Origin of the sequence: Vibrio stylophorae, assembly GCF_921293875.1 — a bacterium.
GTDB lineage: Bacteria > Pseudomonadota > Gammaproteobacteria > Enterobacterales > Vibrionaceae > Vibrio_A > Vibrio_A stylophorae.
On record NZ_CAKLDI010000001.1, the window covers coordinates 1,501,112 to 1,523,692 of the forward strand.

The 22,581-nt window shown below is 46.3% G+C and carries 18 protein-coding genes and 1 pseudogene; 11 read left to right on the forward strand and 8 right to left on the reverse strand.

Annotated elements, in window-relative coordinates:
• Positions 1-253 precede the first annotated feature (253 nt).
• Positions 254-703: a DUF3592 domain-containing protein gene (locus L9P36_RS06900; protein WP_237465983.1), complete on the forward strand. Its 450-nt coding sequence runs from the start codon at positions 254-256 to the stop codon at positions 701-703.
• A gap of 100 nt (positions 704-803) precedes the next feature.
• Here L9P36_RS06900 and L9P36_RS06905 read toward each other — a convergent pair whose 3' ends face one another.
• The gene (locus L9P36_RS06905; protein WP_237465984.1) at positions 804-1,232 is read right to left on the reverse strand and encodes a hypothetical protein; all 429 of its coding nucleotides are present in this window, start codon (positions 1,230-1,232) and stop codon (positions 804-806) included.
• Between the two features lie 365 nt (positions 1,233-1,597).
• Between L9P36_RS06905 and L9P36_RS06910 the strand changes: the two genes are divergently transcribed.
• The 4 genes from L9P36_RS06910 to L9P36_RS06925 all read left to right on the forward strand — a co-directional run bounded on the left by L9P36_RS06910 (position 1,598) and on the right by L9P36_RS06925 (position 7,866).
• A complete protein-coding gene (locus L9P36_RS06910) occupies positions 1,598-3,745 on the forward strand; it encodes a TonB-dependent receptor plug domain-containing protein (protein ID WP_435532732.1) in 2,148 nt (715 codons plus the stop codon).
• A 2-nt stretch (positions 3,746-3,747) separates the two neighbouring features.
• Positions 3,748-4,284: a YfiR family protein gene (locus tag L9P36_RS06915; RefSeq protein WP_237465985.1), complete on the forward strand. Its 537-nt coding sequence runs from the start codon at positions 3,748-3,750 to the stop codon at positions 4,282-4,284.
• Positions 4,281-6,224 carry a diguanylate cyclase domain-containing protein gene (locus L9P36_RS06920; RefSeq protein WP_237465986.1) on the forward strand — a complete coding sequence of 648 codons (1,944 nt, stop codon included), beginning with the start codon at positions 4,281-4,283 and terminating at the stop codon, positions 6,222-6,224. The genes L9P36_RS06915 and L9P36_RS06920 overlap by 4 nt, the downstream gene beginning before the upstream one ends.
• A gap of 406 nt (positions 6,225-6,630) precedes the next feature.
• Positions 6,631-7,866: an Nramp family divalent metal transporter gene (locus L9P36_RS06925; protein ID WP_237465987.1), complete on the forward strand. Its 1,236-nt coding sequence runs from the start codon at positions 6,631-6,633 to the stop codon at positions 7,864-7,866.
• 90 nt (positions 7,867-7,956) lie between these two features.
• On the opposite strand, the gene L9P36_RS06930 is transcribed toward L9P36_RS06925, so the two are convergent.
• From L9P36_RS06930 to L9P36_RS06940, 3 genes are all read right to left on the reverse strand, one after another.
• Positions 7,957-9,624: a BCCT family transporter gene (locus L9P36_RS06930; protein ID WP_237465988.1), complete on the reverse strand. Its 1,668-nt coding sequence runs from the start codon at positions 9,622-9,624 to the stop codon at positions 7,957-7,959.
• A 231-nt stretch (positions 9,625-9,855) separates the two neighbouring features.
• A complete protein-coding gene (locus tag L9P36_RS06935; RefSeq protein WP_237465989.1) occupies positions 9,856-10,602 on the reverse strand; it encodes a 3'-5' exonuclease in 747 nt (248 codons plus the stop codon).
• Entirely contained in the window at positions 10,602-12,482 is a 1,881-nt protein-coding gene (locus tag L9P36_RS06940) for a DUF294 nucleotidyltransferase-like domain-containing protein (protein WP_237465990.1), read from the reverse strand. Before L9P36_RS06940 ends, L9P36_RS06935 begins: the two co-directional genes overlap by 1 nt.
• A gap of 196 nt (positions 12,483-12,678) precedes the next feature.
• Here L9P36_RS06940 and L9P36_RS06945 point away from each other — a divergent pair, with 196 nt between their 5' ends.
• Complete coding sequence (locus tag L9P36_RS06945; RefSeq protein WP_237465991.1) at positions 12,679-13,287, forward strand: pilus assembly FimT family protein; 609 nt, start codon at positions 12,679-12,681, stop codon at positions 13,285-13,287.
• Between the two features lie 49 nt (positions 13,288-13,336).
• On the opposite strand, the gene L9P36_RS06955 is transcribed toward L9P36_RS06945, so the two are convergent.
• Both L9P36_RS06955 and L9P36_RS06960 read right to left on the reverse strand, forming a co-directional pair.
• Positions 13,337-14,167 carry an N-acetylmuramoyl-L-alanine amidase gene (locus L9P36_RS06955; protein WP_354004720.1) on the reverse strand — a complete coding sequence of 277 codons (831 nt, stop codon included), beginning with the start codon at positions 14,165-14,167 and terminating at the stop codon, positions 13,337-13,339.
• A gap of 9 nt (positions 14,168-14,176) precedes the next feature.
• Positions 14,177-14,728 (reverse strand): hypothetical protein, encoded by a 552-nt coding sequence (locus tag L9P36_RS06960; protein WP_237465992.1) that lies wholly within the window; start codon positions 14,726-14,728, stop codon positions 14,177-14,179.
• Between the two features lie 455 nt (positions 14,729-15,183).
• Between L9P36_RS06960 and L9P36_RS06965 the strand changes: the two genes are divergently transcribed.
• Positions 15,184-16,608, forward strand: coding sequence for a hypothetical protein (locus L9P36_RS06965; RefSeq protein ID WP_237465993.1), 1,425 nt, complete (start codon positions 15,184-15,186; stop codon positions 16,606-16,608).
• A 135-nt stretch (positions 16,609-16,743) separates the two neighbouring features.
• Here L9P36_RS06965 and L9P36_RS06970 read toward each other — a convergent pair whose 3' ends face one another.
• Positions 16,744-19,215, reverse strand: a complete 2,472-nt coding sequence (locus L9P36_RS06970) for a hybrid sensor histidine kinase/response regulator (RefSeq protein ID WP_237465994.1) — start codon at positions 19,213-19,215, stop codon at positions 16,744-16,746.
• A 192-nt stretch (positions 19,216-19,407) separates the two neighbouring features.
• Between L9P36_RS06970 and L9P36_RS06975 the strand changes: the two genes are divergently transcribed.
• From L9P36_RS06975 to L9P36_RS16440, 3 genes and pseudogenes are all read left to right on the forward strand, one after another.
• On the forward strand, positions 19,408-19,668 hold the full coding sequence (locus L9P36_RS06975; protein ID WP_237465995.1) for a DUF5062 family protein: 261 nt from the start codon (positions 19,408-19,410) through the stop codon (positions 19,666-19,668).
• A 183-nt stretch (positions 19,669-19,851) separates the two neighbouring features.
• Positions 19,852-20,478, forward strand: a pseudogene (locus tag L9P36_RS16435) (methyl-accepting chemotaxis protein); the annotation flags it as partial.
• 66 nt (positions 20,479-20,544) lie between these two features.
• Positions 20,545-20,955 carry a CZB domain-containing protein gene (locus L9P36_RS16440; protein ID WP_237467880.1) on the forward strand — a complete coding sequence of 137 codons (411 nt, stop codon included), beginning with the start codon at positions 20,545-20,547 and terminating at the stop codon, positions 20,953-20,955.
• 123 nt (positions 20,956-21,078) lie between these two features.
• Here the strand turns inward: L9P36_RS16440 and L9P36_RS06990 are convergent, their stop codons facing one another.
• On the reverse strand, positions 21,079-22,008 hold the full coding sequence (locus L9P36_RS06990) for a LysR family transcriptional regulator (RefSeq protein ID WP_237465996.1): 930 nt from the start codon (positions 22,006-22,008) through the stop codon (positions 21,079-21,081).
• 134 nt (positions 22,009-22,142) lie between these two features.
• On the opposite strand from L9P36_RS06990, the gene L9P36_RS06995 reads away from it, so the two are divergent.
• A complete protein-coding gene (locus tag L9P36_RS06995) occupies positions 22,143-22,433 on the forward strand; it encodes a putative quinol monooxygenase (RefSeq protein WP_237465997.1) in 291 nt (96 codons plus the stop codon).
• Positions 22,434-22,581 lie beyond the last annotated feature (148 nt).

The window sequence follows — 22,581 nt, forward strand, 5'->3', positions numbered from 1 at the left end:
CTTGCACTGAATTGACACCCCGTATCGCACTTATTTGTGTATCACCACCCAGAGTTAACCAAGCAATCCATGGCACTTCATTTTTCAGCGATCAAGGTTTGCACTTTGCTCTGCGCTTGGTTTAGATGGCAAACACAAGCTCCAGCCCCAAGGTTTATGGCTCTCAGTTTATCTAGGTTTAGAGCAGTGCACTCAAAGGAAGGAGATTAAAATGCAGATCAACACAACAGCGTCGATACGTGGCAGTAGAAAGATGGGGTGGATTCTCATCATAGTTGCTATCGCGCTTTCCTATTTTGCCTTTACCTGCTGGCAAGGCACCCAAGCGTTTATTGCAAAGGCCATTGAAACACGTGGCGTTGTGGTTGATTTACAAACAGATAGAGAAGGCGTCGCCTTTCCTGTGTTTCAATTTACGACCCAGGTGGGTCATACCATCACCATCGTCTCTAACACAGGCACTAAGCCACCCAGTTATCATCGCGGCGAGTCGGTTTCCATCCTTTATCTTGCCGAGCACCCCAAAGACGCAACCATCAATAGCTTCTTTTCTCTCTATCTATTTGAACTCATTCTCTCCATTTTCGCTGTTGTCTTTGGCCTCTTTGGTGCAGGGCTGCTTCACCTGCATTCACGCCGCAATCAAAAGGCAAAAGATAACCTAGATAACACAGCGCAAAACCAGCCACCTCTCGTCGATTAAAAGCAGTTGTCAGATTGACACGCATGCTTTAGCGTCGATTGAAGGCACAAAAAAAGCCGCATCATGCGGCTTTTTTAATCAGTTCGAGCGAATCAAACCATTAAAATCGAAAGTGCGCTATCAGGGCAATCACATGCGCTTCTTCTTGTATCTGCAACGCATTTTGAAAGTAACTCTGATACACCTCAGCAGAGAATGCCATTTGATCCAACCACAGCGCGCTAACCCCAAAGCCAAACACAAATGCGTCATTACTTAAGCTCGCATCAACGGTGTAACCTCGAGTGTTGTATTCATCTTCCGATTTATTGGTGAGCGGCTGAAATCCCAAAGTTAAATAAGGTACCCAGCTCACTTGGTTGGAAAATTCAAAGTAAGGCGCCAAATTGGCTTTCTGGCTGGCTTGACCAAATTCCAGCTGACGAACCCAAAGATCGTCTTGTACCTGAAATTGAATCGCACGACTTTCATTAGCAATTGCATTCATGCTCAACAAACTCGCGCCAATTAGCAACAAATTCAACTTCATCGGTAACAAACAACCCTTCATAGCAACAAAATACACTGCCGTTTCAGTCAATCGGCCGCGGCGATATTCTCCATATAATCGGCAAAATATCGAGAACTTTAGAAAAAATTTTTGCTGCATTTTCACTCAATAAAAGCACGCAACTCATTCATAACTCTATTATTTTACGGAAATTTGACGCATAAAATTAGAAACCGGTAAGTTATTGACGCTTTTATCGATAGTTAAAATATTTTTTGTGATAATCGTGCTTCGCCTCACTGACATCTTTTCAATTTAAATGATAAAACACTCAAATAATCAAAATTAATCACATAAATTACTCCATATTTTGAATCAATATCACATGGAGTAATGGAAGATGTATGCGCACAAAGTCGACCTTAACTCTATTTTGCTCACTTCTGTCTATGCCCATCGTGCATGCTGAAGACGATCTATTATCCCTCGTGGATATACCACTCTCCTCACTTGCAGATACAAAAGTGACTTCTGCAACCAAAAAAGCGCAGAGTCTCTCTGAGATCCCAGCGGCTGTTTACATCATCACAGCAAAGGAGATTGAGCGTTCTGGTGCGCGCTCGGTCGCTGACGCATTGGCACTTGCCCCTGGCCTTCATGTGGCCAAATTTTCAAATTACGATTGGGGAATCAGTGCCCGCAGCACCAATGAAAGTCTAAGTAACACACTGCTTGTGATGGTTGATGGCCGTAGCGTCTTTAACCCTATGTTTTCAGGGGTTGATTGGGATCTCATTCCCGTCAGCTTAAACAATATTGAGCAAATTGAAGTGGTCTTAGGCCCTGTGGGAACCATGTGGGGCGGCAATGCCGTAAATGGGGTAATCAATATCATTACCAAGGAAGCTGAAAATGCGCCGCAAGGCGATATATCCGCCTCTTTTGGTAACTATGATTACCAAGAGTTTCAGCTTCACCATGGAATTGAACTTGGCGACTATGCCCATTTAAGTTCTTATTTTGAATTTGTTGACCATAAACCATGGACATCCAATGATGTTCGCATCAAAGATATTCAAGATTTCCGGGTCTATACCGAGCGTTTTGGCGCGCGCCTCGATTACCAAAAATACGCCGATACCCTTTCACTACAAGCTGGCGGCATTCGCTCAAGAGAAGATTATCTTTGGCTTGATCTCAACCCGCACTTTTTAAAGCCGCCAACACCGAGTAACCATATTTTTGAAACTGAAATGAAAATGCAAGAATATTATCTCGGTGGCCAACATTTGCGTGAATTTGAAAATGGTGATGATTTAGAGACAGCGCTCTGGCTCACCTACAATAGCAATGACAATACCGCGAGAAACGCGAAATTTTTGCGTTTTGATCTCGACAGTCATTACGCATTTAACGATCTGTGGTCCACACGCTTAACCGTGGGTGCCAACGTGCGCTTCATTGATGAAAAACTAGGCCAGTTTAGTGCGCGAGAAGCGCATAACATGCCTTACCTGCGTTATAGCCTCAATCACTCTGACTTTTTCAATCAAAACTATGGCCTTTATTTTAACTGGGAAGTGCCACTCACAGACAAAGCGCAAATCATTGTGGGCAACCGCTGGCAATATAACAACATCAATGAAAAAATTGATGCGCAGCCGCAAATTCGTCTCAGTTACAACATCGCCCCGAAGCAACTCTTTTGGATGGGCTGGGGACGCTCAATTGTGACGCCGTCACGCCTAGAGCGCGAAACCAACTTTCGTGATAACAAATATATGGAAGATGTTCGCTTTAGTGATGGTAATAACTATGACTACTACGTGAGCTATCTCTATCGCGGTAATCCAAACCTCAAAACTGAAGTGGTCGAAACCTATGAGATGGGTTATCGCCTCAGCCAAAGTGATACGCTGCAGCTCAGTCTCAATGGCTATTACAGCATTCACGACAATATTCGCGCTTATCAGCAAACCGGCGCGCAGCAGTGGATCGTACCCGATGGCTCACCGGGCACCCACGGTACTGTGGTTGAGCTGTATACATCACGCTTTATTGACCCGCTTTGGTCTGAAACCTACGGGGCTGAAATTGCCATGAAATGGCGACCTACGGCCGCGCTACAACTCAATGCCAATTACAGCTACAAAAACATCAATGGCCATTGTCGCGGTGCCATTTGTCCGGGGAATGATGCAGTCTGGCGCGTGCTAGAAAACCAACCCAACCACTTTATCAATGCGCAACTGATGTGGGATATCACGCCAACCCTTTGGTTTAGTAGCACCATGCAATATGTGGCTGAGTCTAAACTGCATCCGGATTATCAAGCGGTGCTCAGTGAACACAGCCGCTATATCTGGCCGCAAGTGCTCAGTGTCGATACATCTCTTAGTTGGCAAAAACAAGCCAATTACCCGCAAATTACCGCATCAATTGAAAATATTGGTGCAGACCAAACTCATGAGTTCCCACTTGCCGTGAACCCCTATACCAATGGATTACAGTATTGGCTGACGGTGGATTGGAACTACGCTGCGATGGATTAATTTTGTTTCAGAAAATGGCCCATTTTTATTTTTCAATTATGCGCATCCTCTTTGGCATGAGCCTAATGCTCTTTTGTGTATCAGCACATGCCAAGTACAGCGAAACAGATCTCAAAGCGGTTTATCTTTACCGCTTTGCGCTTTTGGCTGAATGGCACCAAACCCAATACCCACCCCATCAAATTTATTACTGCGCAACCCAAGCAAGCCCTGTAACAGAACAGCTGGCACGCTTAGTTGCAGCCAAAAAAGATCGCGCGCATTTTCATCTACTCACAGACCAAAGTGTACCGAACTGCCAGCTCATTTATGTCGATCCGGCCGCCAAAGCTGAGCTCGACACACTCAAACAGCACTATCCCAATGCACTTTTAGTGGGCAATGGCCGCAGCTTTATCAAGATGGGCGGTATGATTTCGCTCATCAAGGTCAACAATCGAATTAAGCCGCTGATATCGATCAAAAATATAGAAGCCACTGGGGTGAAAATTCGTGCTCAATTGCTCAGCATTGCTGAGCTTGCATCGGAGGCTCAATGATATTTTTGCGTCTTCGACAACTACCACTGCGATACAAAATGATGTTGCCAATTTGGCTTTCATTGACGTTGCTTATCGCATTTCTTGGTACAGGCACCATTGAGCTACTTAGCCGCTCACAAAAAGATGCGCTGGATATGCGCGTTCATATTCTCTCTGAAGGTGTTGCCAATACGCTGCAAGCCGCCCTCACCTTTGAGGATGTGGTGACCATTCAAGAGCAGTTAACTCATTTAAGTTTTGATCCGGATATCATCGCCGCGAAAGTTGAAAATGAGCAAGGCAAATCCCTTGCATCCATTCATCAACTGCCGAAACATTGTTATTGGCGTCATGCTCATGTGGAATGCAAAGACACTGAATTTCGCGAGCATACCATCTATATCAAGCTGGATAATGAACTACTGGGTAAGCTGACTTATTGGGTCTCTCAAGAAACGCTACTGCTTCATAAAAAACAGATGTGGAGCGGCCTTGGCTTACTCTTGATTATCCTATCAACCGTGGCTTGGATGCTGGCGCGCTCACTTCATGCGATGTTTGTACTGCCATTGAATACCCTGCACAGCTCTATGTCAGACATCATTGCTGAGGGTATTCATAACCGCACGCTACCCGTCGTCCATGAAGATGAAATTGGCAAACTCACTGGACAATTTAACGCGCTGGTTTCCAACCTCGTAGAGCGGGAAGATGATCTTTATTTAGCGCTGCAAAAGCTTGAACAAAAAAACCACTATATCCATCAAGCCATGGATGTAATGAAGCGTGGTATTTTGGCGATCTCCCCACAAGGCGTGATTACCTATCACAATCCAATGATGAGTAAAGAGTTTCCTCACCTCACTCAGCATTGCTGTGCGCGTACATTTTTAGAACAGAGCTTTGAGCCCAAATCCGTGGTCGATAGCTTGCTTCATGGCGCGCAAATGCACCACGAGTTGATCAACCTTGAACTCAAGGGAATTCACAATCATCGACGCTACCATATCAGTTGCCACCCCATGGCCAATGCCGATCATGTGATGGTGCAAGTTGAAGATCATACGGAACGTTACTTAGCTGAGCATCGCCGCCGATTGATTGAGCTAATGTTTGAACAAAACCAAGATGCCATCATGGTGATTGGACGCGATCTCAGCGTAGAAATGCAAAATACCGCTAGCATCAATTGGTTTGGCAAATTGAATAAAGCCAACGCATTACCGATTCACATTCCGGAAATCAAGCGTTGGACGCAAATTCGCATGCTGCTTCGCAATGACCGCTATGTCACTCAAGTTGAAATTCCAAAGGAAAATCAACCGCCATGTCCATGCTTGATGCAAGTACGAACCCTGCGCAATGAAGAAGGCTATGTCGAGGCGTTCGTCTTAGTCTTAACCGACCAATCGGCTGAGATTGAACTCAAACGACTCAGTCATGCGGTTTATCATGATCCATTAACAGGACTTGCCAACCGAGTGCACGCCTTTAATTGGCTTGAGCAAACCCACGACCAGGGGCATGCATTGTATGTGATGTTCTTGGATCTTGATGGGTTTAAAGCGGTGAACGATAAATATGGCCACTATGTGGGTGATGAACTGCTGCGCGTGGTTGCCAAGCGGCTGACCCAATGTGTTGCCGGTCGCGATTTGGTGGCTCGCCTCTCTGGCGATGAGTTCTTGCTAGCCATCGATCACAGCCGAACCTATCTGCCTGTGGTTGAGCGAATTTTACAGGCGCTCTCACAACCTATCGCGGTCAATGGCTTTCATTGCCAGATCACCGTTAGTATCGGTTTAACCCATTGGACGGCGCATGCAACCACACCGCTTGAACAAGTGATTCATCAAGCCGATGAGGCCATGTATCAAGCAAAACGTGCAGGGAAAAACCAATACAAACTACATGGCGCTGATTTACAGCGTTTATGTCAGCCTTCAGCGCAATCATAAATATCTCTTTCAGTCGCACACATACACACATAAAAAGATGGCTTTGGCCATCTTTTATTTTGGCCAAAACCCAACCTAAACAATCAATCCAACAAAAACCATCGATATCGACAATGGATTTAATCGGCGATATCACTTTGTGACAGAACTGGCTTTCCCCTATCTTACGTCCATGCACAAACTTGCATGCGCTAGATTGTTTTACAATCCATGTCATCCAAGTATTTCCATCTGCACTTCCTTTGCCCTTCTCCACGAGAAGGGCTTTTTTTGCGCGCTTTTTCAGACAAGCCGCCAGAAGAAAGAACAATCGAATAGACCTATCAAAGATATAGAAACCATATATCTGACCTGGATAAATAATCGGCGTAGATTGACTACATTGCCCACGACGATTAATAAGACCATGACGACAACCACTTTAAATACTGCAATCGCAGCACCTCGCCCCCTGAAACAGCGCATGATGCTGCTTGGCCCTGCCTTTATTGCAGCTATCGGCTATATCGACCCTGGTAACTTTGCGACCAACATCGAAGCAGGCTCTAGTTACGGCTATCAGCTACTTTGGGTTGTATTAGGTGCCAATCTTATGGCGATGCTGATTCAGTACCTATCAGCCAAACTAGGCATTGTCACTGGCAAAAACCTGGCAGAGCACCTACGTGATTCACTGCCCAAATGGGCCGTTGTGCCTTACTGGATTCAAGCCGAAGTGATCGCCATGGCTACAGATTTGGCAGAATTTATTGGTGCGGCGGTGGGTTTTCAGTTGCTATTTGGCATCTCGCTTTTTGATGGCGCACTATTAACAGGTGCGGCAACCTTTGCCATTTTGCTACTCAATCAAAACGGACAAAAACCGCTTGAGCTGGTAATTGGCGCCCTCTTAATTGTGGTTGCCAGCATCTATGTGGTCGAACTCTTTATGGTCACGCCAGAGCCGGGAGAAATGGCCAAAGGTCTGTTGGTACCATCCATTCAAAACTCACATCAGGTGTATCTTGCAGCTGGTATTCTCGGTGCCACAGTCATGCCCCATGTGATTTACCTTCACTCAGCACTGTTTGGCAAAAAAGATCCCGACGATACCAACACTCGTCTGCGTGGCACACGCATTGATATCCTGATTGCCATGACCATTGCAGGTTTTGTCAACGTTGCCATTGTTGCCATGGCTGCCGCCGTCTTTTTTAGCTCAGGCAACCAGCATATTGCTGAAATTGAAACCGCCTATATGACGCTGCAACCTTTAGTGGGTCAGGCTGCTGCTGTGCTCTTTGGTGTGTCTTTAATTGCCTCTGGCCTATCATCAACTGTGGTAGGAACATTAGCAGGACAAGTGGTCATGCAAGGCTTTATTCGTCGCACTATTCCACTATGGATTCGCCGAGCAGTCACCATGCTACCAGCACTGGTCGTCATTGGCTTGGGCATGGACACCACTGAGATTTTAGTGATGAGTCAAGTGGTGTTGAGCTTTGGTATCGCGCTAGCAATTATTCCCCTTCTACGCTTTACCAGCAGCAAAGCCTTAATGGGTGACTATCAAAACCAACGCTGGGTTCATTGGCTTGGTTGCGCCATTGTCCTTTTCGTCCTTGTACTCAACGTCTTTTTACTTTCGCAACTGTTTGCTTAAACCATCATTGACCAATCATCAGAAATAAAAAGGGCATGCCAAGCATGCCCTTTTTTATTCACAATTGATTCAGAAAAAATTCAAGTGAGATTAGCGAGGGAGTGGACGACGCACTTTTTTCGCAGGTCGAGGCTCACTCATCAGCCCTTTCACCAAAGACACGCTAGCAAGTAGTACCACAATGGCAAACGGGAAGCCTGTGGTCACTGCCATCGCCTGTGCAGCCGCAAGGCCACCACCGAGCATCAGCGCAATCGCCACCAAACCTTCAAAGGTACACCAGAACACGCGCTGCACCGTTGGTGCATCCACTTTACCGCCCGCAGCAATGGAATCGATCACCAATGAGCCGGAGTCAGCAGAGGTCACGAAGAACACCACAATCAGAATAATACCGACAAATGAGGTAATCGCTTTCAGTGGCAATACATCCAACATCAAGAAAAGCTTAAGCTCTAGCGCTGCGTTATAAACACCTTGGTAGTTTTCATAAACGAACTGGTTGATTGCCGTCCCGCCAAAGGCGGTCATCCACAACACACACACGGTTGACGGAATCAAAATAACACAGGTGATAAATTCACGAACACTGCGACCACGAGAAACGCGGGCAATGAACATGCCAACAAATGGTGACCAGGAGATCCACCATGCCCAGTAAAATGCAGACCAACTCTGTGAGAAGTTCACATCTTCACGGCCAAAAGGCATGGATAGCGCTGGCAAGTTTGCAAGATAAGCACCGATGTTATCGAAAAAGCCTGTCAAAATGCCGAGTGTTGGACCAACCACAATCACGAACAAAAGCAGCAATGCCGCAAGGCCCATGTTGATTTCAGACAGGCGTTTCACGCCACTATCGAGACCAGCAACCACAGAGATCAAAGCCAATGCCGTGATAAACACGATCAATAGAATTTGCGTAGTGGTATTAATTGGCACATCAAAAAGGTAGTTCAATCCCTGCAGCGCTTGTGTCGCGCCATAGCCCAAGGAGGTAGCCAAGCCAAAGACAGTCGCGACAACCGCCAAAATATCAATGATATGACCTGTCCAACCCCAAACACGCTCACCAAAAAGTGGATAGAAGATGGAACGCATGGTCAGTGGCAATCCCTTATTAAAAGAGAAAATCGCCAAGCCCAGTGCGAGCAGCGCATATAAAGACCAAGGATGCAGCGCCCAGTGATACAAAGTTGCCGCCATACCTAAGGAGGTCGCTGCTGCTGCATCACCTGCCGCGCCCGCTAATGGCGCCCAGTCCGTGCGAATACCATCCGCCCCAACCTTGACCCCTTCAATCGATGATTGGAAGTGAGACATCGGCTCAGACACACCAAAGAACACCAAGCCAATGCCCATGCCAGCTGCAAACAACATGGCCAACCATCCGGCGTAGGAATAATCAGGTGTGGCTTCTGTACCACCGATGCGCACATTACCAAGCGGCGTGACAATCAGCAGTATACAGACAAGGAAAAAGATATTGCCGGCCAGAATAAAGAACCAATCAAGACTTGAAACAAGCCAGCCCTTTAAACTGCCAAAAAAGGTGCCCACTTGCTCTCGGAAAAGCAAGGTCAGCACGACAAACAACACGATGCTTAAACCTGAAATGGCAAACACGCGGTTGTGAATATCGAGGCCAAGCGGCCCGACTTTAAGAGCGATATTGTCTTGACCAATTTGATAGTCAGTATCAATTGGCGTGACTTTACCGTCAGGACGTTGGATCCCACCGTTATAATCATCGTTCACGAATTATCTCCTTAAATACGTGGGTAAACCTTAGTGAGTTCGACTAAAAACAAACCATTTTTTAGCCAAAACTCAATTTGAAATTGTTTCATTCAAAAATAAGGGCACGCTATCATAACGCCGAACGGTGCATTGTAAAGCGACCGCTGTTGATTGTTTGTTCAGTTGTTGCGCTTTTGTTCGCTTTCGATGACCAAAATCAAAATGACGTAACAAATCAGCGTGCTGATTCTATTGCCAAATATCGCTTAATTTCGCATCAGATTCATAGTGATAAGCCAGCTGCGCTTGCAACAGCTCCGCTGTTGCTAAGGCATCGGTTAAAGCGTGGTGCGGCTGATACACAGGCAGGCCATAACGCGCGCGTGCTCGGCCTAAGCGCACCGAAGCACGGCGCTTACGCTTGAGCCAATTCCAAAAACCCGCGCACAATCGCTGCTGTACCGCCGCTTCAATATCTAAAGTGTCCACCACAGGGAACTCAATCCCCTCACCTAGGCGCTTCAGCAGTGCCTGGTAAAGAAATTGACGCTCGATACTCTTGTAGTGCACCACCACCACTTTGCCCGCCAGCGCCGCCAGTACTTGATCCAAAATTACGTTAAGATCAGGCGCGTTTTTCACTTCCGTATCTGTGATGCCATGAATCACCACCGATTCTTCATTGAGTGGTCGATGGGGATTGACCACCCAATGCGCCGAGTCTTTGCACAGAATGCGTGACGGGGTAAAGGGCACCAAACCTATGGTTAGAATTTCATCATCAATGGGATGTAAACCCGTGGTCTCAAAGTCCAGCGCTACAAAGGGCACCTCATTGAGCGGCGTATCGCCACTGACCTGACCTGCGCCATAAAAAGCCTTTAACCGCGGATCCTTGGCTTGCTCAGCAAGCTCATTAAAACGCTTGGGCCAATCGGGCGTCCACTGGGTATCAATCAGTGGCGCATTGGGATCGATATATCCAAACCAGCTCATTATTTGCCACTTCTTTGATAACGGAATTTAATGTAGTTCTGCGCATTACTGAGGATCTGAAATGCCGCTTTGAGGTTACGTCGCTCAAAATCAGACATATTTTCAGGCTCAATGCTGTTATCAGGCTCATCGCCATTTTCGATATCCAGCGCTTGGTGGCGAATGCGCACCATGTAAATCAGCTCCATGGCATCACGCAAATCCTGCCCGCGACCTTTCGGCAAAATGCCGGACTCAATAATGTCATCAAGACGATCAAAGGAGTTTTGCGAGCGTGAACCAATAGCCAATGCATGCACACGAATCAGATCGGCAAGCGGCGCAGTACCACGGCGCTTGAGGTTAATGGAGTTGTTATGTCCACCATCTTTTTCCATCACAAAATCTTGGAAAAAGCCAAGCGGCGGCGTACGGCGAATAGCGTTATAGGCCATGCAAGCCAAAAAGCGATTATTACGACGCGCGCGGCGCACAATAAAGCTGCTCAGCTGCTCTGCCCATTTCACGCGGCCACAGACACCATCAATATCAAAGAAGATAGAGCTATTGAGTAATCGCTCTGGGGTCGGATTATCAATCCAATTGCCAAAACAAGCTTCCCACTCACTGCGGGTTTTTCGCCAATCTGGATTGGTTGCCATAATATTGCCAGTGCAGTAGCTATAACCGCACTCAGCCAAACCATCACTGACAAATTTTGCGAGCTTGGCAAAATACTCGCCATGCGCCGCTTCGTCATAACTGTCATCTAAAATCAAGGCGTTATCTTGATCCGTAACAATCAACTGCTCGTCACGCGCCATGGAGCCCATGGCAATCAAACAATAGGGAATGGGCGCTGGACCATAGGCCTCTTCCGCAAGCTCAGCCAAGCGCTGTTTAAAGCTGCGGCCAATCACCGACATCGCACTGCCCACCATATGCGCATTGGCATCTTCGTTAACCATACGCACAAAGCAATCTTTGACTTGACCAGCTAAACGCTTGAGATCCTCAATGCTGGTTTGTTGGAAAATCGAACTGACCAAGAGCAAGCTGTTTTGTGATTCGTAGCGCACGATATCCGTCATGCTGATCACGCCCACAGGCTTTTGCTCTTTGACAATAGGCAGGTGGTGCACGTTGTAACGCAGCATGGTGAGCATGGCTTCAAAGACATAGGCGTTGTAATCGAGGGAAACCACATCGGTACTCATCACCTCAGATACAGGTAAATCCGTGGCAATGCCCTGTGCTAAAACGCGAATGCAGAGATCGCGGTCGGTCAAAATCCCGAGCAATCGATCGCTATCATCTTCTTCAGAGTCAGTTTCAGGACTCACCACTAAAAGCGCGGTGGCGCCCTCTTCCGCCATCATATTGGCTGCATCTTGAATGGTGGCTTCTGCGCTAATCAGCACAGGACTAAGCGAAATGATCTTTCTTGCCTTTGCGGTGGTGAGATCGTTGTTCTTATCATGGCTCGATACCACACTGCGCAATCGCGCGCTGTCTTCCACTTCCATGAAATCAGCAAAATGATCATAGTTGTCGTAGAGCTCAGTAAAGAGCGATTCTGGAATGCAATAGAGCAAGGTATCTTCCGTGGCCTTGGCTGGCATCCGCACTTTGTTATTCATCAAAATGCCCATCTGGCCAAAGAGACCGCCCTGACCCATTCGGTTGTAGAGCTCACCTTTACGTCGATAAATCTCGATTTGCCCGCTACGTACCATAAATAGATCGTGGATTGCATCGCCACTATGAACCACCATGGTGCCCGCGCGGTAGTAACTCACCTCGATGCGCATGGCGACTGCTTTCAGCACCTCTTCGGGGAGTTCATCAAAGGGCGGGTACTGGCTTATAAAGTTAAGAATTTCTAACTGTTCGACTTCCATGGCTCAATCCAAGGTAAAATTTTCTAAGTGAAATATCACCAAGTTGTTAGATGAGCAATAAAAGTTTGTATATTTTGAGGGGAAGGAATCACAAGTGTGTCTTTCTTTTGCGAATCATAAATAACGCAATTCCATAGACTTCACGCTGATCTAGGCTCAAAGGAGTCAATGAACACAATCCAATAAGTGAGTCATGATGGCTACGCAACGTCTGGGTTTTACATTACTTCAACTGATCGTGATTTTGGCGCTCTTTGCCATTATCGCTGTGGCCATTGCGCCTAAATTTCTTCATCTAAGCAATGACGATCTCAAAGCGCAGCACCAGCAATATACGCAAGATTTAAAACAAGCCATCGCCCAAGCAAATCGTTATTGGCTGGCCAATTATACTTTTGCCGAGCCAGCGCTGTTAGGAAATGGCGGCTATCTGCAGATCCGAGAACAATGGATTGGCTTTTGGGCCATTTCCGGCTATCCCGAATGCATTCGCGACTGCACGCTCAATGGCAATATCAAAAACATCGGCGGCTGTGATGGTGCCATTGCTGCGCTCATGCCCAACCCAAAAGCCTTTCGCCAGTTTTATCAAAGCCAAACACTCCCGAAAAACGGTGGTGATTGTCTTTTTAATCACAGAGAAAACCGCAACCTCAAAATTCGCTATAGCGCCGTCAATGGTAAAGTGGCCAGCTGCGATGATCCAAAGAGCTGCGCCGTACTGACCGCCAGCGCAACCCCCGGCGATTTTGAGCCCAATCAACCCAGCGAGAGCCCAGCGCAAAACCAGATCGATCGTGACTGATAGCACTTAAATTTTGAGCCTTGAGCCAAATAATAACCATGACTCTTGGTTAGACATTCAATCGCTCAACCCACTCTTTTTTAACCCAACCTTGCTCCTCAATCACCACCTGATACCAACCATCTTGCTCCGCCAAAATATGCAAAGCGTGACCGTAATCCAGGGGGGCTCGTATTAGAGCAGCCTGCGCTGATGGGCCTTGACGTACATTAAGCCGCGATGCAATGACCTGAGCTTTACCCAAATCTACCGAAATGCTTTCTTGCTGCTGATCGCGACGCTCAAACAGTTGCTCGCGTAGCTCCTGAATGGGAAATGCTGGGCCTGGGTCTCTTTTTCGGCCAGGCGCAATATCATCATGTCCGACAAGATGTGCAATGGGATAGTGCAGACACAAGCACTGGCATAGCTGTGCGACTGTCTCAATCTGTGTTGGCGTATAACTTTGCCAATAACACGGCTCGGCTTGGTGCTGATGCGTGGCCTCAATAACATCATCTTGATTGAAGCGCTGGCCAAAGGTAGCGACATATTGCGCCCCCGCTCGCTGCACTGGCCCCACATTCACCATTTCGATGCCAATACTGTATTGGTTGATCCCTTCTCGCCCCTGATATTGGCTTCGCCCAGCATGCCAAGCTTGCAGCAAAAATGGCACCAACTGCACTACCTCGCCGTCTCGACCTACCACAAGATGCGCAGATGCCTTAATCGATGGATTTGAAAGATGCGTCACCGCACCCTCAAGTGTGCTTCCGCCGGTGTAATGCAAAACAATGGTGTCACTGTGGCCTAAAGCAAAAGTGCCTGAATTTTTATCCACTATCGCTTGCGTCACCTTGGGCCCTTCCAGTAGACCCTTCGCATTAATCTTAAACATCAGCGCCCCCTAGCCTTTCGCCACATGCTCAGACAACTGAGCTTGCTCAGGTAAACCGACAGGACCTGTCTTTTTTGCCATCAGTAATGGCAAAACATTGCGCATCGCTCTTTCACCAAACAAAAATCCCAGCACTAAAAAGTTGATCATCCAAAATGCCGATTGAATATCGAGCCCCAATTCACTCTCAGCGCTGACGGCTAAGGCGGGCCAACGCCCCTGAATAAAGACCTGATAGTCGAGATAAAGCACGAAAAATCCCCACAGCGGACGCTGCAAGCCACGCAAAAACACCGTGAGCTGACCAAGGACACCAAAGTGTTTTAAATCTGACGCCGTGCCTTCCAGCGCAACCAATCGATGCTCAAAAGCTTGCTGCTCTGCTTGCGCCAAAGCGATTAGCTTGAGTTCATGTGCTCTTGCAGATTCTCGAATCGCATTTTCAATCGCCATTCGCTCTTTTTCACTTAAGGTCGGCGGGAAATAACGCTGAACACTTTTCACCACAGTCTCAGCCACGCCTGAGCCAAGAAAATCGAGCACTTTTTGAAATAACGACATAGAGCCTCCCTGATATTTCACGCAATTTATCTGTGCTAACTTTCGTTATTTTGCCCAATTTTCATTGCTTTATATCAGCGCTGCGTATCGCCATGGTGAATTTTCTAAAATAGAAAGAAAATATAAATTTTCCTTTTATATTAATTAGTTAATTACATTTAGATTTGATTTTCGATTTTGTGTTAAATCCATAACCAGCACTGGTCAATTCAACATCAATTTCTCATCATTTATTGACCGAAGGGCTCGATGTCAAATTGCATGACTCCGATTTATTTTCCTTTCGATTAAAAAAGACTCGAATTTCAGATTAAAAAAAAAGCATTTTAATTGACGATCACATTCACTAATAAAACAGTTTTTCAATAAGTTGCGCTTTGCATATGATGCGCGTTCAAAAAAATCACGTTCATAGGATCATGAACCGCTCCGGTTTCAATTGTTAGGAACATCAAATGAAAAAAACGAAACTACTACCCTTAGCTGCTGCACTTTTATTAGTTGGCTGTGGTGATAATGCAAAGATTGATTTGAAAGGCGAGATCCCGCCTGCATTGTCACAAGACTACAGCGTTTTTACTGCGCGTAGCTTGACCGTAGAACAAGCGCAAAACACCATTTTTAATCCTGATTTTGTGAAATCACAATTGACCTTGCTCGGCCAAGTTGAAGATTTGCTTGATAATGTCCCAAGCAAAATTGCAGATGACGCTGCATGGGTCACCAAAGCCGAAGCGCTGCAAAAGCAAATTAAAGCGGCAAACATGGGCGAATTTGGTACCGATATCAACACCTTGATGAGTGCTGCCATTAGCAAAGTGAAATCTCGTCAACCTGTGATTCAAGAAGTCACAAATGATGAGTCGATGATGCAATATCTTGCCAAGACTCAAAAACGTACCTACACCCGCTTTATCGAAGCAAAACAAAAACTCGCGGAATTCGGTACTTACGGTAAAGCTGAATACGAAGCGGCCGTTGCTGCACAAAATACCTATCGTCAAGCGAGTCGTAAGCTCAATTACGGTTTAAAAGAAACATATGTAGCCGCGTTGGCAAAATATGTCACCGAAAAATCTATTCCAATTCGAGCCAATGACATTCCCGCTTATATCGCGCTACGTTACTCATCCAATGACGCATGTGACGCGGCGAACGAACTACGTAGTCCAACAACCAAAGAATGTTACTACTATGAGTTCAAGAGTTTTAGCAGCAAAGATCTTGCCAAACTCACAGAAGCGCAAATCGCAGAAGTCAATGCTATTGGGCAAGCCATGGTGCCTGAGCTTATCGCAGCATTTAACGCCGATGAGAACGCAGAAAAAGCGCTAGAAGTGGCACGTGAAGCCAATAACAATGTCACCATTATTAGTGAAAACAAATATGGTATGAGTTACGCCACTGCCACCAAACGTTATAACAGTGCGGTCTCTGACTTGGCTCGCTATAGCAATCAGCTTATCAATCCAGAAACATTGAAAATCAACACCGAGTCAAAAGGCTACCAAAGCTATATTGACAATGCATTGCGCGCACGCGAACTCAATACTTATGCACTCCGTAACAGCATCAGTAATGGACTTCGCAAAATTGACATGCGTCAGCTACAACAAGTTTGGGTCGATGGCGTAAAGCATAATACCACTGAAGTTGAACTGAGCGATGAAGGTGAATTTAGCATTGAAGGTAATGTTTACCTGCTGCTAAGTGGCCCTGCTGATTACAATGAGCTCAGCTATATTGGCCAGGCCAATGTTGACGGTGATGTGGTATTCAATGATGCCAATGGTACCGTTGTTTACCGAGAGTTGAACGAAGCGATTCTCGATTTTGCCTCAGAGAAAAGCAATACCTCACTGAACTACATCCATTTCTAATTGGGGCGTTTCAGTATCATCATTCTTTGTATTCGCAAAGAACGAAAAAGCCGCGATTATCGCGGCTTTTTTATTTCAAACGACTTTGATTCAAAGCATGACTTAGTCAGATATTCATCTGGCAAAGGCTCAGTTTTATTCATGCTCAAGTAGCAGCGCGCTACTTTTCATCTTTTGCAGTTTCTCCACCAGTGCTTGTCGCTTAAAGGGCTTAGGTAGATAATCATTCATACCACAATCAAAACAGCGCTGAATATCCTCATCTAAAATAGAGGCCGTCAGCGCAATAATGGTGACAGGCTCATACTGGTCGCTGTCCTCAATCATTCGAATCACGCGTGTCGCCTCAAAGCCATCCATATTGGGCATCATGCAATCCATAAGCACTAAACCGATATCTTGGTGGTGCTGTTTATAAAGAGATACGGCCTCTTCACCGTCATTGGCGATCAGAAACTCGATATTCAGCTTTTTCAGATTCACAGAAACAACCGCTTGGTTGACTTTATTATCCTCAACCACCAACACCGTCGCCCCTTGCTGATTCACCCTGTGTAAATTGCCATCATGAGCCGCCCCAGCCGAATCAACCGTTAGCCTTGGCTGAACTAAGTTATCCAGCAGCGCCTGAAAGCGATGACCCAGCAGCGGTAAGGTCACATAGGCGGCAACCTGATCGCCAAAGTCCAATTTTTCATGGTGATTCAAGCGCACAAAGACCACGGGTGCCGATAGCTGCGCTGGCATCAGCTGAATATCTGAGGCTCTATCGAGCAGCACAATGGGTAACGACGCATTCACATCCTGTGTGGGTGCCGCACTTGCCCAATCCACCAGCTCTTGCACCTCTCTGACTTGTTGCACTTCGTAGCCATAATGCGCGGCCTCTTCAAGCAACAAATTCGATGGCTGTGCAGAGCAATAAAGCAGTTTGGCCTGTTTAGGCTGCGCGGCGCTTTGCGTCTCATCAATAGCAAAATCTAAACGAAAATAGAAATGGCTCCCCACGGATTTTTGTGATGACAGCGCAATTTCGCCGCCCATCAAGGCAACAATTTTGCTGGCAATGGCCAAACCCAATCCCGTGCCACCATAGTGATTGGAGGTCGAGGCATCCTCTTGACGAAACTCTTCAAAAACATGCGCCTGTTTCTCTTCGGCAATCCCGATACCAGAATCACGCACCCCAAAGAACAAAGACACCTGCTCATCATTGATGTGTTCGCACTTCAGCTGCAGCGTAATACAACCATGCTCTGTAAATTTCACCGCATTGGAAGCCAAATTCATCATCACCTGACGCAGCTTTTGCTCATCCGCACGCACATGACTCGGCACATTGGCATCCATCTCGATCTCAATTGCTAGCTTCTTTTGCTCCGCTTTGGGCGCAATCAGTGCAGCCGTATCAAAAATAACTTCACGGATATGACAGGTATGCAGGGAAATTTCTAAATTACCCGACTCTATTTTCGACAGGTCGAGCACATCATTTATCAGCATCAACAAAGTTTGCGATGAGACATTGATGGTGGAGAGATAATCATTTTGCTGCGCCGTTAAATTGGAGTCCGAGAGAATCTCAGTCATGCCAATAATACCGTTAAGCGGTGTACGAATTTCATGGGACATATTGGCTAAAAAGGCGCTCTTCGCACGGTTTGCTTGCTGCGCCTGCAATTTCGACTCATGTAATTGCCACTCCAAACGGCGCACCGCAACAAAGATGTAAGCCAAAATCGCAAAGACCAAAGCAAACATGGCGATGGTGTAAAATTTCAATATTTTTTCGTTACCATCAAGGCGCTGCTGAATATGGCTCGGCACCTCTTCAAATAGCGACTTAAGCTGCTGCTCTACATTATGAATATCACTGCGAAGCTGCCCATGTAAGCCTTGGCTGTGGTTATAACCCAATGTTTCATAGGCGCTTTGCAACTGGCTAAAACGATTCATAAAGTTAGTCAGATGCACTTTGAGCAGTGGACTGCCATTTACATTGGCCGCCTCATTGGCAATCGCCTGATAAAATTGATTCACCTGCGCTAGATCGTTTGCTTCAAAGGTTCGAAAGAACTCAAACATATGCGCTTTCATTTCAATGAATTGCTCATTCATTAAGCGATTTTGACTAGCAAAAATATCTCGCTCTAGGGTAAACAGCTCATTTTTCAACTGCTCGATATAGCCGCCCTGCGACTTTTCGCCATGAATGGCAATTTGTTGATCGGCCAATAGCAAAAACGCCGCTTTATATGCCAGCAAAGCCTGCGCCAAGGATTGATACTCGAAATCATGGGTAAGCTTTTGCCTATCCATTGTTGTTTTAATGGCTGAAAATTTTGGCAAAATATTATCAATGCGCGTCACTAGACTATCGATGTATCGCACATCTACACGACTGATAAAATCCTTTTCATGCCGGCGTAACATCAGCATCTCAGAGGTCACATGGCTAATATCATTTTGCAAGCTAAAGAGCTGCTGCTTGGTTTCTAGCGACCGTTGGCCAAGCCACATAAAAACAGCAATTACCGCTACAATCAGCACGCTACCAATCAGCAGTGGCGGCTGTAATTGAGAGCGAAATTTTTTTGTCTGGTTCATCGATGTTCCCTATCTCAGTCATTTCTCTTAAGTGTAATGAGCATTGACTAAATTGCTGAAAACATCTGCAAAGAGTGAATCTGATCGATAGGATGAGTGGCTGCTTATCCATGCAAAATTGCAAGTGAGCTCAAAGTCCATTGGCGCTTGCTTTGCTATGCTGGATATATCAGCTGCCACTAGGATAGCCGCATGAAGAAGATCAAAAATGAAGCGCAACTACTTAAAAAAGCCCTCCATATCGGTGAGCAATACGCGCAAAAACGAGGGTTCATCCAATTTGATGAAGGAACATCCAATAAGATTAAAATTGAATGTATCTATCGCTTACTCGTGCAAGACAAAGTGCTGACGCCGCTGGCTCCTGATAAAGAAGATGGCCCTAATATGAAGCACAAGCTGGTACTGTGGATTCATAAACAGCTGCCCGATGGTCATCCCCTGCTCGATTAAGACTCAACGAATTTACAATACAAACTAGCGCCAAGTCCCCATCGGGGACTTTTTTATTACATATTGAATTTATTACGCTTTGGAAAACTACGGGGGTGGTCAAAGTTATTACCCTCAAGCCTGAATCCACTGCATGCATCAGGCACACTACCTTCAGTCAGAAGATAGAAAGGAAGCGCGATCATGTTTTGCTTCTCAAGAAAAACACAAGAGAATCATCTAAAAGAGCAAGTTCAGACCTTAGAAGATCAAGTCCAAGCGTTAACACAAGAACAGCAGCAGTTATGCGCGCAAAGCGATGCACAAACGCTGAAGATCAACCAGTTAACACAAGCATCGCAAATAGGGCACCACTTTACAGCACAAATTCTGCGCTCAGTGCGTCCTATCGATAGCATTCGCGGACAAATTGCGACGGCGGCAGATAACCTCAAGCACTATTTGGAGCAGCACGTCTTTGAAAACCGCGATGGCATTGCGATTTTGAAGCAGTTTCAACAGACCTTGAATGAGTTGCTCGCGCAGATCAAAGAGAGTCGCCTGTCGCTAGAGGCATTAAAGGCCAACTCAGAAGAGATTCGCGGTTTTGTACTCACCATTAATCAAGTCTCAGACCAAACCAATTTACTCGCCCTAAACGCCGCCATTGAAGCCGCGCGTGCTGGCGACCATGGTCGCGGTTTTGCGGTTGTGGCTGATGAAGTGCGAAAACTGGCACAAAATGCAAGCCATGCTGCGGCGCAAATCGAACAAGTCGTCGTGAAGATCAGTGAAAATACGCAAGTTTGCTATCAAAGTGCAGAGAAGGTAGAAGATGGCTGTGAACTACTTCATCAAAACATTGATGAACTGGTGAGCATTATCAGCACACTGATTGTGAAATCTGATGCGCTTTATCAGCTGGTCGAGCAAAGCTATACCGCGATTTTCCTGCGCCTCGTACAGATTGATCATATTGTTTGGAAAATTGGTATCTATCAGCGCATTCAAGATCAGAATTTAGCGCAGCTTGAGGTCAGTGATCATAATCAATGCCGCCTTGGTTTATGGTACGAACAAGGCCGCGGCAAGCAATTCTTCTCGCACTGCCCAGCCTATCAGCAACTACTCGAACCACACCAGGCTGTACATCAGCATGGATTAAAAGCGCTCATGGCCTACGCCAATCAAGATGAAACGCAAGGAATGGCGCACCTTGAAGCTATGGAGATTGCCGCCGATCAAGTGATTCACTTGCTCAATGCGCTTGAAGCTGACATCGCCAAAGTAAAAGCGCAGGCTGAATAACCTAGCCTGAATAATTCAGCCAAAATACAATCCACGGACGTTCAACAAGCCTCAAGCCAACCAGCTTGAGGCTTTTTAAATGCTGATATAATGATGTGCTTTGAACCTCTGTTGTAGGACTGACTAATCGCGCTGAATCAAATGACCAGCCGCTATCAGTTGGGATAACAACTGCTGGCATTCAAGGCGCAACTTATCACGTAACAGTCGAATGGCCGGTGTAATCGATTGCCTGCTCGGACAAACCAACCAAAGCTCGGTATCTTCTGCGCGGTATTCGGGCAACAAACTCACCACCCGTCCAGCCAGTAAATCTGCTGCCATATCAAGGCATGATTTGGTGACGACCCCCATCCCAGCCACGCACCAACGACGAACCAAGTCGGCATCGTTACTGGCGCGATTTCCCTGCATTTTCACCTTAAAGGGCTGATCACCCTTACTAAAATGCCAAACGTCATGCACCATATCGCTGATCTGATAAAACAATCCATTGTGCATCGCTAGATCCTGCGGATGCTGGGGGCGCGCATATTTTTCAAGGTATGCCGGACTTGCGCAAATCACACGCGGCGCATCGCAAATTTTAAAGCCATAAAGTGACGCATCACTGGGCGAGCCATAACGAAGCGCAACATCAATGCCATCACGGTAAAAATCCACATTGCGATCGCCAATATTCACTTTCAGTGATAGCTCTGGATGTGCATCCAACATCTCATCAAGCCAAGGCAACACCACATTTCGGCCTAAATCTGAAGACAAAGACAGTCGCAGCTCCCCTTGGATTTTCTGTTGATCTTGGTTGATATTGGCTTTGGCTTGCTCAAGCAGCGCAAGCGCCTGCTGGCATTGTGGTAAAAAACGCTCACCTTCAATGGACAAACGCAATTTGCGCGTACTTCGCACAAATAACTCACAGCCCAAATGAGCTTCGACTCGCTTCACCGCGGCGCTGGCCGTTGCCACGCGCATATCCAAATGATTCGCCGCAGCGGTAATACTGCCAAAATGAGCGACCTTTTCGATAATCACCAAATCATCTAGCTGCATATTTTCAAATTATTTTTGATAAAGATTCACTGATTATGGCGTTTTTAACTGTGCTTACAAGACCTATGCTTAGCGCGTTTTACAAATACCATCCACACTGATGCTAGATACATCACTCATGATCAAAGGAACCCATGATGAGTCTTACTATCATTGCCCATATCACGGCAAAACCTGAGCATATCGCACTGGTAAAAAATGAATTACAAAAGCTAATTGCACCGACTCGCCTGGAAGAAGGCTGTATTAGCTATGATTTGCATCAAGACAATCAAGATCCCGCACATTTTGTCTTTTTTGAAAAATGGAGCAGTCATGCCCTCTGGCAAGTCCATATGAACAATCAGCCGTTAAAAGATTATCTTGCAGCCGTTGATGGCGCCGTCGCTGATTTTCAGATCAGTGAAATGACCGCTATTGATTAACTGAGCGATTCAGCCCACCAGCCACCGCACACACTCGGTAATTGATACCGATGACGGTGGCTGCGCTTTTGAATCACACCACCATGGGTAAAAATCACTGCGAGTCATTCCGTCGCCGCTGTCCCATTTTATTGCCAATCCAATCACC